General features: G+C 71.5%; 10 protein-coding genes and 1 pseudogene. 5 read left to right on the top strand and 6 right to left on the bottom strand.

Annotated elements, in window-relative coordinates:
* Positions 1 to 175: 175 nt before the first annotated feature.
* The 3 genes from ACTWOL_RS19730 to ACTWOL_RS19720 all read left to right on the top strand — a co-directional run bounded on the left by ACTWOL_RS19730 (position 176) and on the right by ACTWOL_RS19720 (position 1724).
* A complete protein-coding gene (locus tag ACTWOL_RS19730; protein WP_474298071.1) occupies positions 176 to 442 on the top strand; it encodes an Atu4866 domain-containing protein in 267 nt (88 codons plus the stop codon).
* Complete coding sequence (locus ACTWOL_RS19725; protein ID WP_474298070.1) at positions 439 to 1173, top strand: SDR family oxidoreductase; 735 nt, start codon at positions 439 to 441, stop codon at positions 1171 to 1173. Before ACTWOL_RS19730 ends, ACTWOL_RS19725 begins: the two co-directional genes overlap by 4 nt.
* Positions 1174 to 1250: 77 nt before the next feature.
* On the top strand, positions 1251 to 1724 hold the full coding sequence (locus ACTWOL_RS19720) for a nuclear transport factor 2 family protein (protein ID WP_474298069.1): 474 nt from the start codon (positions 1251 to 1253) through the stop codon (positions 1722 to 1724).
* Positions 1725 to 1848: 124 nt separating this feature from the next.
* Here ACTWOL_RS19720 and ACTWOL_RS19715 read toward each other — a convergent pair whose 3' ends face one another.
* Complete coding sequence (locus ACTWOL_RS19715; RefSeq protein WP_474298068.1) at positions 1849 to 3918, bottom strand: PhoX family protein; 2070 nt, start codon at positions 3916 to 3918, stop codon at positions 1849 to 1851.
* A gap of 260 nt (positions 3919 to 4178) precedes the next feature.
* Here ACTWOL_RS19715 and ACTWOL_RS19710 point away from each other — a divergent pair, with 260 nt between their 5' ends.
* Positions 4179 to 5876, top strand: a complete 1698-nt coding sequence (locus ACTWOL_RS19710; RefSeq protein ID WP_474298067.1) for a VWA domain-containing protein — start codon at positions 4179 to 4181, stop codon at positions 5874 to 5876.
* Between the two features lie 57 nt (positions 5877 to 5933).
* Here the strand turns inward: ACTWOL_RS19710 and ACTWOL_RS19705 are convergent, their stop codons facing one another.
* The 4 genes and pseudogenes from ACTWOL_RS19705 to ACTWOL_RS19690 all read right to left on the bottom strand — a co-directional run bounded on the left by ACTWOL_RS19705 (position 5934) and on the right by ACTWOL_RS19690 (position 8815).
* Positions 5934 to 7082 (bottom strand): sensor histidine kinase, encoded by a 1149-nt coding sequence (locus ACTWOL_RS19705; protein ID WP_474298065.1) that lies wholly within the window; start codon positions 7080 to 7082, stop codon positions 5934 to 5936.
* Positions 7079 to 7735 carry a response regulator transcription factor gene (locus ACTWOL_RS19700; RefSeq protein ID WP_474298063.1) on the bottom strand — a complete coding sequence of 219 codons (657 nt, stop codon included), beginning with the start codon at positions 7733 to 7735 and terminating at the stop codon, positions 7079 to 7081. The genes ACTWOL_RS19705 and ACTWOL_RS19700 overlap by 4 nt, the downstream gene beginning before the upstream one ends.
* A gap of 183 nt (positions 7736 to 7918) precedes the next feature.
* A pseudogene (locus ACTWOL_RS19695) lies at positions 7919 to 8296 on the bottom strand (hypothetical protein); the annotation flags it as partial.
* 12 nt (positions 8297 to 8308) lie between these two features.
* The gene (locus ACTWOL_RS19690; protein WP_474298061.1) at positions 8309 to 8815 is read right to left on the bottom strand and encodes a YncE family protein; all 507 of its coding nucleotides are present in this window, start codon (positions 8813 to 8815) and stop codon (positions 8309 to 8311) included.
* 305 nt (positions 8816 to 9120) lie between these two features.
* Here ACTWOL_RS19690 and metG point away from each other — a divergent pair, with 305 nt between their 5' ends.
* Positions 9121 to 10755: a methionine--tRNA ligase gene (gene metG / locus ACTWOL_RS19685; RefSeq protein WP_474298058.1), complete on the top strand. Its 1635-nt coding sequence runs from the start codon at positions 9121 to 9123 to the stop codon at positions 10753 to 10755.
* A 195-nt stretch (positions 10756 to 10950) separates the two neighbouring features.
* Here metG and ACTWOL_RS19680 read toward each other — a convergent pair whose 3' ends face one another.
* On the bottom strand, positions 10951 to 11742 hold the full coding sequence (locus tag ACTWOL_RS19680) for a L,D-transpeptidase family protein (protein WP_474298057.1): 792 nt from the start codon (positions 11740 to 11742) through the stop codon (positions 10951 to 10953).
* Positions 11743 to 12006 lie beyond the last annotated feature (264 nt).

Raw genomic sequence — 12006 nt, 5'->3', positions numbered from 1 at the left:
AAGCGCCGGGGCCGCTCGCGGGCCGCGGGCCGCGGCCGGGCGACTCCCTCAGCGGCGGAGCGCCGCTGCCTGGGTGTGCCGCACCCAGGGGAAGCACGTCCTGGTTACCGGTCCCTGAGCTGTCCAGACTCGGACGGACAGAGAGATCCGCACCCGTGGACCAGGGGAGTCCGTCATGACAGGAAACACGGAGGAGGGCCGTGCCGACGTGGTCGGCATGTGGGTGACCGCCGACGGTCACATCCGCCAGGAGCTGCGGCCGGACGGCCGGTACGACGAGGCCCGCGGTAACCGCCGCAGCGCGTACACCGGCCGCTACACGGTGACCGGCAGCCACATCGACTACGTCGACGATACGGGGTTCACCGCGACGGGCGACATCCGGGACGGCGTGCTCTACCACGAGCACCTGGTGCTCTACCGAGAAGGACAGCCGGCATGATAGACACCGCCAAGGTCGTGGCGATCACCGGAGCGAGCAGCGGGATCGGGGAGGCGACCGCCCGTCGGCTCGCCGCCGACGGCCACCGCCTGCTCCTCGGAGCGCGACGCACCGACCGGCTCGACGCGCTGACCGGGGAGATCATCGCCGCGGGCGGCACCGCGGCGTTCCAGCGGCTGGACGTCACGGACGCCGCCGACGTACGAGCCTTCGTGGCCGCCGCCCGCGAGCGCTATGGGCGTGTGGACGTCGTGGTCAACAACGCCGGAGTGATGCCGCTGTCACCGCTGGAAGCGCTGAAGGTCGACGAGTGGGACCGGATGATCGACGTGAACGTGCGCGGGGTCCTGCACGGTATCGCCGCCGCCCTGCCCGTGATGCGCGCCCAGGGCGGCGGGCACTTCGTGAACGTCGCCTCCGTCGGCGCGTACGAGGTCGTCCCCACCGCGGCCGTCTACTGCGCCACCAAGTTCGCCGTCCGCGCGATCTCCGAGGGGCTGCGGCAGGAGTCCGACGGGAACGTCCGGGTCACCCTGGTCTCTCCCGGAGTGACCGAGTCCGAGCTCGCCGAGAGCATCTCCGACGCCTCCGCCCGGGAGGCCATGAAGGCCTACCGCGCCGTGGCACTGCCCGCCTCCGCCATCGCGGATGCCATCGCCTACGCCGTTTCCCAGCCTCCGGAGGTCGACGTCAACGAAATCGTCGTCCGGCCCTCGATGAGCGCCCAGTGACCGTCCGGCCCGCCGTCCGGGACGAAAGCCTCCAGGGAAGCACCCTCCAGGAAGATGCCCTCCGGGAAGGGACCGACATGCCGCACACCGCCACCGACCACGACGGCCTGGCCCGCAGACTGCGTGCCCTGGAGGACGGGGAAGCCCTGCGCGCCCTCATGATCCGCGGATGGAGAGCGCTGGACCGCAAGGAGTGGCAGACCTGGATCGCGTGCTGGGCCGAGGACGCGGTGCTGGACTTCGGGCCGTGGGGGGAGATCCACGGGAGGGAGGCGATCCGGGCGAAGGTGGAGGAGGCGGAATCGCCCTTCGCGAGCATGCAGCACCGCATCCTCAACATGCACTTCGACGTGGAGGGCGACCGGGCGACCGGCATCGGCTACATGTGGTTCGTCGCCGTCACCGCACCCGGGAGCACGTCCTCCCCCTACGCCATGGGCGGCCCCTACGAATGGGAGTTTGGCCGGGGGGAGGACGGCCGGCAGCTGGTCCGCCAGAAGCTCGGCGTCTGGTGGACCGACGGCGAGGACACCCAGGAGACCTTCGCGTAGAAGGCGGAGACCAGGTCCGCGCTTGAGGGGCCGACAGCTCCCCCACGGGCCCGGCGGGGGCGCCTGGGGCCCGTGGGGGTTCACAGTGGTCTTCGCCGGTCGGGCGGAACCACCGGTCGGCGGATCAGACGCCGATGTCGCACCCGTCCTTGCGGTACACGGCGACGACCGCCGGGCGCACGATCTTGCCCGGTCCGTCCGGCCACACCGACGCGGGCTTCTCGACGCTCGCGCCGTCGACCTCGCCCGGGTGCTGAACGGCGACGATGACACGGCGGTCCTGGACGATCGGACCACAGGTCTCGGCGCCCTTCGGCACGGTGAGGAACTGCTTCAGCTCACCGCGGCGCTCGCCCCGGGTGGCCACGCCGAACAGGCCGTCGTGCGAGCCGAGCTGGTTGCCGTCGGTGGAGATCCACAGGTTGCCGTGCGGGTCGAAGGCCACGTTGTCGGGGCACGAGATCGGGCTGACCTGGTCCTTCGGGTAGCCCGCGAAGTAGGTGGCCGGGTCGTCGGGGTCACCGGCGACCAGGAACAGGCGCCAGGCGAAACCGTCGCCCGCCGGGTCGTCCCAGTGCTCGGCGAGCTCCAGGATCTGACCGTGCTTGTTGAGGTTGCGCGGGTTCGCCTCGTCCGCGCCCGCCTTGCCCGGCTTGCCGCGATCGGTGTTGTTGGTGAGCGCGATGTAGACCCGGCCCGTGCGGGGGCTCGGCTCAACGTCCTCGGGACGGTCCATCTTGGTGGCGCCGACCTTGTCGGCGGCCAGCCGTGTGAAGACGTAGACCTCTTCGGCCGTCATGCCATCGACGTGCGAGACATCGCCGGTGGCCAGCGGGATCCACACGCCGGAGCCGTCGAACTCACCGTCGTCGGGGAGCTTGCCGGTGCCGTCGATCTGCGAGGCCGGGCTGTCGCCGGTGAGCTTGGCGACGTACAGGGTGCCCTCGTCGAGCAGCGTGAGGTTGTGCTCGTGGGCCGCCCGCGAGGTGCCCTTCTTCATCCGCTTCGACGAGACGAACTTGTAGAAGTAGTCGAAGCGCTCGTCGTCGCCCATGTAGACGACCGGACGGCCGTCGGAGGTCAGACGCGGCTGGGCGGCCTCGTGCTTGAAGCGGCCAAGGGCCGTGCGCTTGCGGGGCGTCGAGTCCGGGTCGTACGGGTCGAGTTCCACGACCCAGCCGAAGCGGTGCGGCTCGTTGGGCTCCTGGGCGACGTCGAAGCGCTTGTCGAACCGCTCCCACTTGCGCTCGGTGGCGGCGCTGCCGATCCCGTAACGCTTGTCGGTCGGCCTGGAGCCGTTGGCGAAGTACTGGTTGAAGTTCTCCTCGCCGTGGAGCGTGGTGCCCCACGGAGTGGTGCCGCCCGCGCAGTTGTTGAGCGTGCCGAGGACCTTGGTGCCCGTCGGGTCGGCGGAGGTCTTGAGCAGATCGCTGCCGGCGGCGGGGCCGGTCAGCCTGAACTCGGAGGTGGCCGTCAGACGGCGGTTCAGCTGGTGCCGGGTGACGGGCGTGAGCTTGCCGCTCCTGCGCTCCTCCTGGACCACGACCACGGACAGACCGTGGGCCGCCCAGGCGATCTCGACCTGCTCGCGGGTCGGGTTGGCCGCGTCGTAGCCCTTGAACATCAGGACTTCGTCCGTGTACTCGTGGTTGGCCACGAGGAGCTGGCGGCCGTGCTCCAGCGGCAGCAGGCTCAGGAAGTCGTTGTTGTAGCCGAACTGGCCGGCCTGTGCCTTGGCGGTCTGGCGGTCGGCGTCGAACGCGGGCGCACCGCGCAGAATCGGCTCACCCCAGCGAATGACGACGTTCTGGGTGTAACCGGACGGGACGGTCACCTGGTCGGCCGTGTTGGGCTCGACGGGGGTGAAACGCAGACCGCGCGCTCCGGACGCGGCGCCACCGCGGCCCTGGCCCTGACCGAGGCTCTCGGCGGTCGCCGCGTGGGCGGCCGGGGCGCTCTGGGCGACCACGGCGCCGCCCGCTGCCGCGGCGACGGTCACGACGGCGGCGGTGCGCATCATGGAACGACGGGAGAGCGCCCCCGCGATGATGTCGCCGGCGTACTCGTTGTCACTGGTGTTGGGCACTTCCTGGAAGCAGGCGTCACCGCAGCGGTAGCGGCAGGTGAGGGCGGACCGGCCACCCGCGTGATTCGAGCCCAGCAGCGGCAGCAGTTTGCGCACTTCTTCTCCCATCCCCTTCGGCGCACCCCGCGCCGACATCGTGTCGGAATACGTCCGGCCGTGACGCTAGGGGTACACACGCTCACGCGGGCGGCTGCGGGGTAAACGCGGGATGAACGTGGACGGGCCGAGGTGGTCTTGACACCGGAGGGGGTTGCCGCCCTGCGGTTCGGGCGGCGGCTAACCTTACGTGTCCACCGTGGCCAGGGATGCGGGCTGCCGCGCCTGGACCGGACATGGATCGCACCCAATTCACGCGAAAGGCCTCGCCCATGGGCATTCGGAGCTTGCTGCGCAAGGTGTTTGGACGCGAGCGTACGGAGCCGTCGTCCTCGGCCGCCCCGACGACCACCCCGACCGGCGTGCCGCCCCAGGCCGAGGCCCCTACCGGGCCCGTCACCTCCGAGGTGCGCGCGGTCGACCTGGTGGCAGCGGCCTTCGACAACCCTCCCCCGCGCCCGACGATCCCCTCGGCACGGACGACTCCGGACGCGGGCGCGGACGCGCCCGCGCAGGCGGACGGTGCTTCCGGCGCCGACCAGGCGGCGGCACCGGCCGAGACCGCCGAGACCGAGACCGCCGAGACCGAGACCGTCGCGGCTGCTGACGTCGCGGATGCCGACGTGCCGGCCGCGGACGACGAGGCAACGGCCGTCGAGGCCGAAGCCACGCAGACCGCCGACGGGACCTCCGACGGGACCGCGGAGGCCGTCGAGGCCGCGGACGCTGCGGACGTCCCGGACACCGCCGCGGAGGCGGAGGCGGAGGCGGAGGCGGAAGACGAGAAGAACGCGGACGCGGTCTCCGAACCGGCAGCGGCCGAAACGGTCGAACCGGCGGAAACGGCGGAAACAGCTGAAACGGTGGAGGCCGCCGACGATTCCACGGACGTGGCGGAGACCGCCGGCGCCCCGACGGACCTGCCCGAAGCCGACACACCCAGCCCCGAGCCCGCCGCCGCGGAGACCGCCGCCCCGGCCGCCGAGGCCACCACCGGTGCCGTGATCCCCGCTCAGGCCACGGCCGGGAGCCGCACCGAGGGCGCCAAGCCGTCCGCGGCCGACGCATCCGCCTCTTCGGCTGCCGAGGCCGGGGCCGGGGCCGAAGCCGCGGAGGTCACGGCTGCCGAGGCCCAGGCGGCCACCGCCGAGGCACCCGACACCGCGGCCGACGAGGCGCCCGAGGCCGCTGCGGACAGTGAGCCCGAGGCCGCCCCGGAGCCGGCGCCCGCAGCCGCCGTCGCCGAGGTGCCCGAGGCCGACACCGCCTCCGCCCCGGGCAAGCCCGCGTTCTCGCTCGCACGCGTCAAGGCCCGTGCCGCCGGACTGGTCGGGGCCTACAAGGCCGCCGGCACGGTGCTCAAGGACAGCGGGGCGGCCGGGGCACGGGCCAAGGTGTACCTCGTGCTTGACCGGTCGGGGTCGATGCGCCCGTACTACAAGGACGGCAGCGCACAGCAACTCGGCGAGCAGGTACTCGCGCTGGCCGCGCACCTCGACGAGACCGCGTCCGTGCACGTCGTGTTCTTCTCGACCGACATCGACGGCACCGGGGAGCTGTCGCTCTCCTCGTACGAGGGCCGGGTGGACGAGCTTCACGCGGGTCTCGGCCACATGGGCCGCACCAGCTACCACCGCGCCGTCGAGGAGGTCATGGCGCACCACGAGAAGTCGGGCGCGGACGTCCCGGCGCTCGTCGTCTTCCAGACCGACGGCCCGCCGGACGCCCGGCAGCCCGCCAAGCAGGCCCTCGCGGACGCGGCCGGCAAGCCGTACTTCTGGCAGTTCGTGGCGTTCGGCGACCACGAGGCCAAGGGCTTCGACTTCCTCCGCAAGCTCGACGCGGACGACACGGTGGACAACGCCGCGTTCTTCCACGCCGGCCCCGACCCGCGCGAACTCACCGACGAGGAGCTCTACCGCGGTCTGCTCGGGAGCTTCCCGGGCTGGCTGGACAGCCGGCGCGGCTGACGCACCGACCCCGCCGGGACGACCGTCGCGAGCCCGGCAAGATCCAAACGAAGGACCTCAGGGGCCGCAGGGCAGGCTCACCCTCACCGTGAGCCCGCCCCGCGGCCCCGGTTCCGCGCCGACCGTCCCGTCGTGCGCCTCGGCGATCGAGCGCACGATGGAGAGCCCGAGGCCGGCGCCCGGCCCCATCCGGTCCCGCCCCGCTCCCCTCCGGAACGGCTCGAAGAGGCCCGGGATGTCCGAAGCCTCCACCTTCGGGCCGGTGTTGGCGACCTCGAGGACGCCGCCCCCGACCCGTACGTCCACCGTCCCGTCCGGCACGTTGTACGCCACCGCGTTGGCGACCAGGTTCCGCACCAGCTGGGCGAGCAGCAGCCGGTTGCCCCGTACGACGGCCCCGCGCCCTCCGCGGAGTTCCTCGGCGACGGCCACGCCGTGCCGCTCGCACTCCTCCCTGGCGACCTCCGCGAGGTCGACGTACTCGCTCTCGCCCTGTGTGAGCCCCCGCTCGCTGCGGGCCAGCACCAGCAGCCCTTCGATCAGCCGCTCGCTGCGCCGGTTGCTGTCGAGCAGCACCTGCTTGGTCCGGGCGATCTCCTGCGCCGACGCGCACTCGTCAAGACCCACCTGGATGGCCGTCCGCTGCGTCGCCAGCGGGGTCCGCAGCTCGTGCGAGGCGTTCGCGATGAACCTCCGCTGGCTGTCGAACGCGGCCTCGAGCCGGGCCAGCAGCCCGTCGATCGTGTCGCCGAGTTCCTTGAGCTCGTCGTCCGGCCCCTGCACCGCGAGCCGCCCCCAGCCCTCGCCGGGGGACGTCCGCTCGGACAGCAGCTGCGCCCTGGCGGTCATCTCGTGCACCGGGCGCAGCACACGCCCTGCGGTCCACCACCCCACCACCACTGCGCACACGGCCATGGCCAGCAGCGCCAGCGACGACCAGATCAGCATCTGCTCCGTCATCTCGTCCCGCACCGCGGACGAGAGCTCGCCGACCGTCATCCCGGACAGCACCGGTGCGGGCCACGTTCCGTCGGCGGCCAGGTCGGCGGCCGCGTCCGCGATCACCGTCCCGTCGTCGTCCGCACCGGCGAGGGACAGCAGGTTCACGATCCCGAGCAGGCACGCGCCGAGGACCAGGAAGGCGCCCCCGTAGACCATCGCGATCCGGGTGCGGATGGTGGACCCGGGGCCGAGGAGGGGCGTCACAGCGCGTACCCCACGCCCTGGGTGGTGCGGATCAGCGCCGGCTCCCCGAGCTTCCCGCGCAGCTTGCTCATGCACACCCGTACCGCTGCGGTGAACGGATCGGCGTGGGCGTCCCACGCGCGCTCCAGGAGCTCTTCCGCCGAGACGGTCGCCCCGTCCGCCTCCAGCAGGATCTGCAGCACCGAGAACTCCTTCGGGGACAGCGCCAGTTCCCGGCCGTCCCGCTGCGCGGTCCTGCGCACGGTGTCGAGCCGTAGCCCGTGCCGCTCCAGCAGCGGCGGCACGGGCGGCCGGGCGCTGCGCCGCCTCAGGGCCCGCACCCGCGACACCAGTTCCGGGAACTCGAACGGCTTGGCCAGATAGTCGTCGGCCCCCAGGTCGAGTCCCGCCACCCGGTCCTCCATGGCGGCGGCCGCGGTCAGCATCAGGATCCGGGTGCGGGACGCGGCGGCGACCAGCTCCCGTGCGACGTCGTCCCCGTGCACTCCCGGAAGATCACGGTCGAGGACCACGACGTCGTAGTCGTGCAGTCCCAGATGCTCGAGGGCCGCGTCGCCGCTGTGGACGGTGTCGACGGCGAAACCGGCCCTCCGCAGTCCCACGGCGACCAGCTCGGCCAGCGCCTCCTCGTCCTCGGCGACCAGTACCCTCATGTGCCCCTCCGCTGCTTCCCCTCGCCCGGCCCGCTGTGTCCCGGGCCCGCTCCCCACGCTCGCGTGATGCCACGCTCGTGATCCACCACTCGTGATTCCGCTCTCGCGTGTTTCTACCCGACCGTATGTTTCCCGGACGTCTCCGGCGGCCCGGGGAGGGCACACGGCGCCGTGGGTGTGCGGTTAGCGGTGGCCGTGGCCGGGTCGGTCGTGGCCAGGCTTGCCGGGCTTGCCGTGACCGGGGCGGTCGTGGTGCGGGGGCCTGGGCTTCTGCTTGTTGTTGATGGTGGTGGTCGCGGTGGCGGTGCTGATGGCGGTGCCGCCGCCGGTGGCGGTGGCGGTGTTGGTGACCTGCTTGGGCGCGTTGGGGGCGATGTGGACGTGAGGGTGAGGGGCGGGTAGCCGGCGCCGGGGGTCCAGGATGCCGCTGCGGGTGCAGGTCAGGGGGGTGAGAGTGCAGGTCCAGCCGGTGCCGGAGAAGCTGATCGGGGTCAGGCCGGGCGGGAGGGTGTCGGTGACGGTGACCGTGGAGCCGTCGGTGGGCTCGTCGCCGGTGTTGGTGACGGTGAGGGTTTAGGTGGCCTGCCCGCCCTGGACGAATGTGCCGCCGGTGGTGAGCTTGGTCAGACGCAGCGTCGCCGGCTGCTGCACCACTCCGATCGCCACCCCGACTGGATTGTTGCCGACGGTGACCGTGTCCACCACCGTGTTGTTGGTCGTGTCGATCACCGACACCGTGTCGTCGCCGATGTTGGTGACGTAGACGAAGGCGCCGTCCGGCGTCACCGCCACCGAGACCGGATTGTCGCCGACGGTGATCGTGGCCACCACCGTGTTCGTCGCCGTGTCGACCACCGACACCGTGCCGTCGACGTTTGCGACGTAGGCGTAGGTGCCGCCCGGCACGGCATGGGCAGGCTGCGAGGCCACCATGGGCAGGGCCAGGCCGGCCACCAGCACCAGGCCGGCCACCAACGTCCGCAGCAGCCCACCCCACCACGAGTAGCGCACTCGGCGACCGGGCGGCGCCGACGACGGAAGACCCTCCCCCACCCCCACCACGGCTTCTCGGACAGTCACAGCGATCCTCCCGACTGGGCTTCCCTCGGACAGAACGGGACTGATTATGACAGTTCGTTATATTCAGCAGGGTCGGCGCGCGCGTACGCCCCGACCATGGGTCGGGCGGTCGGCCTGACTGCTCGTGCACCACATCGACACGGCACCCATCCGGTGCGCGGCTGAACTGTCCGCCCTGGACCTTTGCGGGCCGCCAACTCAAGCGCTCATCCGCCAGGTGAAGCGCTCAGTCACAGGCGCGTGGGGGTGCCGGAGGCCGTTCACGGATGTGAGTCGATCTTTGGAGGGCCGATAGGATTTCGGCCATGGCGGCCACTGGATCCGAGAAGCAGGGAGCGAAGGCGTTCTACGTCTCGACCCCCATCTACTACGTCAACGACGCTCCTCACCTGGGCCACGCCTATACGACCGTCGCAGGCGACGTGCTCACGCGCTGGCACCGCCAGCGCGGCGAGAAGGTGTGGTACCTCACCGGCACGGACGAGCACGGTCAGAAGATCATGCGCACCGCGGAGGCGAACGGCGTCACCCCGCAGGAATGGTGCGACAAGCTCGTGGAGGAGGCGTGGAAGCCCCTCTGGGAACACCTGGAGATCGCGAACGACGACTTCATCCGGACCACGGAGAAGCGGCACACCGACCGCGTCCAGGAGTTCGTGCAGGACCTGTACGACAAGGGCGAGATCTACAAGGGCGGGTACGAGGGCCCGTACTGCGTGGGCTGTGAGGAGTACAAGCTCCCCGGCGAGTTGCTCGACGGCGACGGACCTTTCGCGGGTCAGAAGCTGTGCCCCGTGCACAAGAAGCCGGTGGAGATCCTCAAGGAGGAGAACTACTTCTTCAAGCTCGGCGAGTACGGCCCGAAGCTGCTGGAGTTCTACGCGGCGAACCCGGGCTTCATCCAGCCCGAGTCGGCCCGCAACGAGGTCGTGAACTTCGTGAAGCAGGGCCTGCAGGACCTGTCGATCTCCCGGTCGACGTTCGACTGGGGCATCAAGGTGCCGTGGGACGAGAAGCACGTCATCTACGTGTGGATCGACGCCCTGCTGAACTACGCGACGGCAGTCGGCTACAACGAGAACCCGGCGAAGTTCGCGGACACCTTTCCGGCGAACGTCCACCTCGTCGGCAAGGACATCCTCCGCTTCCACGCGATCATCTGGCCCGCGATGCTGATGGCGCAGGGCCTCCCGGTGCCGGGGAGGATCGCGGCCAACGGCTGGCTGATGGTCGGCGGCGAGAAGATGTCGAAGTCGAACCTGACCGGTATCAAGCCGCAGGATCTGACCTCACACTTCGGTGTGGACGCCTACCGCTGGTACTTCCTGCGCGCGATCGCGTTCGGCCAGGACGGCTCGTTCTCGTGGGAGGACTTCACCGCCCGCTACACCAGCGAGCTGGCCAACGACTACGGCAACCTGGCGTCCCGTGTCGCCGCGATGGTCGGCAAGTACTTCGGCGGCTCGCTGCCGGAGGCGACGGCGTACGGCCAGGCCGAGAAGGCGGTCCAGGAAGGCCTGGCGAAGGCCGTGGCCGAGGCGGACCGGAAGATCGGCGAGGAGCTGGACTTCCAGGGCGGGATCCTCGCGGTCTTCGACTTCGTGAAGCAGGTCAACGGCTACATCACGGAGCAGGAGCCGTGGAAGGTCGCCAAGGACGAATCCAAGGAGGGCAAGGCCCGCCTCGCGACCATCCTCTACACGGCGGCCGAGTCGCTGCGCGCGGTGGCGGTGCTGCTCAACGCGGTGATGCCGGAGACCTCGCAGAAGCTGTGGGACTCGCTGGGCGCCGAGGCGTCGCTGGGCGCGCTGGCCGAACAGCGGATCCAGGACGCGGCGGACTGGGGCAGGCTGCCGGCGGGCTCGACGGTGACGAAGGGCGCGGTGCTGTTCCCGCGACTCGACGACAAGCCCGACAAGCCCGGGAAGCCCGCGCAGTAGCCGTCCCCGGGACCGGCACGACCGAGGTCCGGGAACCGTGACGGTTCCCGGGCCCGGTGCGTACCGGACCTTGCGTATTCCGGACCCGCAGATCGAGGCCCGGTAGCCGCGGGCCGGCCGACGCGAGCAGGTCGCCGCGGCCCAGTCGCCGCGGGCCGGCCGACGGGGGCCGGACCGGCCGGCGCGCCGGACCGGTCAGCGCGCCAGTGCCTGGGCGTCCCCCATCACCACCACCGGGTCCTTGTCCGGGTCCAGCCAGCGCAGCAGCTCCCGCATCCGCTCCCGGGACACCGACACACAGGCCTGAGTGGGGCCCCGGTGGTCCACGTGGAGCCAAACGCCGCCCCCGCGCTCCCAGCCCATGGGCCGGACCACGCCGTCGTAGAGCGGCGTACTGCCCTCCCGGCGGTTGTAGTTGATCGCGACCACGTAGTCGAAGGAGCCCTCGAGCGGCTCCCCCAGGACGCCGGTGCCGGGCGCGTTGAACAGCGGGCTTTGGTGGTACGGCAGCCTCGTACCCGGATCCTGCAGCCGGCCGCCCGAGTCGGTCAGCGTGAAGACCCCGATCGGTGAGCGTTTGTCGCCGGCCCAGTGCTGGTCGGTCCAGCCGTAGAGGCCGTTGTGCGCAGGCCAGGGCTCCGAGACCGGCTGCCAGCCCTTGGCCGCCTTCCACTCGTACAGCACGACCGTGGAGTAGGCGGAGTCCCGGTACTCCCCGGTGACCACGACGGCCTGGGTGGACCTGTCCGGGACGAGGGCGCGGGTCTGGCGGCCGAGCCCGGGGATCTCAGCGGGCAGGGGGACGGCGTTCACCCGGCCGTCGGGTCCGCTCCCGGGCCCGGGCGGGCCGGCGGCCGGTGCGGGCGGCGGCGACGTGGCCTGCGTACATCCTCCGACCAGCAGTCCGGCAGCCAGCAGGGGGACGACCGCCCGGGCCAGAGCCGCTGCCCTGGCCGGCACAGCCGGTGTCCGTACGGTGCTGAGCACGACGCGGTGTCCTCTCGGTGGTCCGTCACCGGCGGTGGTCACCGGCCCTGCCCTCCCTGGCCCTCTTCCCGTTCAACGAGCCGGCGTCGGCTGACGGCGCGCGAACGACACGGAAGGTACGGGAATTACGCGAGAAGGCGTCGCAGGACTTGCGGGGGCGCGGGAACAGGACGTGCGAGGCACGGGAACGCGTCGGGGCCCGGAACCATCCCGGTTCCGGGCCCCGACGGCCGTTGAACGGACCGCCCGCGCCGCGCGGGTGCG

This window comes from Micromonospora sp. IBHARD003 (genome assembly GCF_056106285.1).
This window is presented reverse-complemented; position numbering and strand designations above follow the sequence as displayed.

Coding starts and splice junctions, on each gene's coding strand:
- ACTWOL_RS19720 (WP_474298069.1), top strand. CDS start 1,251: ATGCCGCACACCGCCACCGACCACGACGGCCTGGCCCGCAGACTGCGT.
- ACTWOL_RS19715 (WP_474298068.1), bottom strand. CDS start 3,918: ATGGGAGAAGAAGTGCGCAAACTGCTGCCGCTGCTGGGCTCGAATCAC.
- metG (WP_474298058.1), top strand. CDS start 9,121: ATGGCGGCCACTGGATCCGAGAAGCAGGGAGCGAAGGCGTTCTACGTC.
- ACTWOL_RS19700 (WP_474298063.1), bottom strand. CDS start 7,735: ATGAGGGTACTGGTCGCCGAGGACGAGGAGGCGCTGGCCGAGCTGGTC.
- ACTWOL_RS19725 (WP_474298070.1), top strand. CDS start 439: ATGATAGACACCGCCAAGGTCGTGGCGATCACCGGAGCGAGCAGCGGG.
- ACTWOL_RS19710 (WP_474298067.1), top strand. CDS start 4,179: ATGGGCATTCGGAGCTTGCTGCGCAAGGTGTTTGGACGCGAGCGTACG.
- ACTWOL_RS19730 (WP_474298071.1), top strand. CDS start 176: ATGACAGGAAACACGGAGGAGGGCCGTGCCGACGTGGTCGGCATGTGG.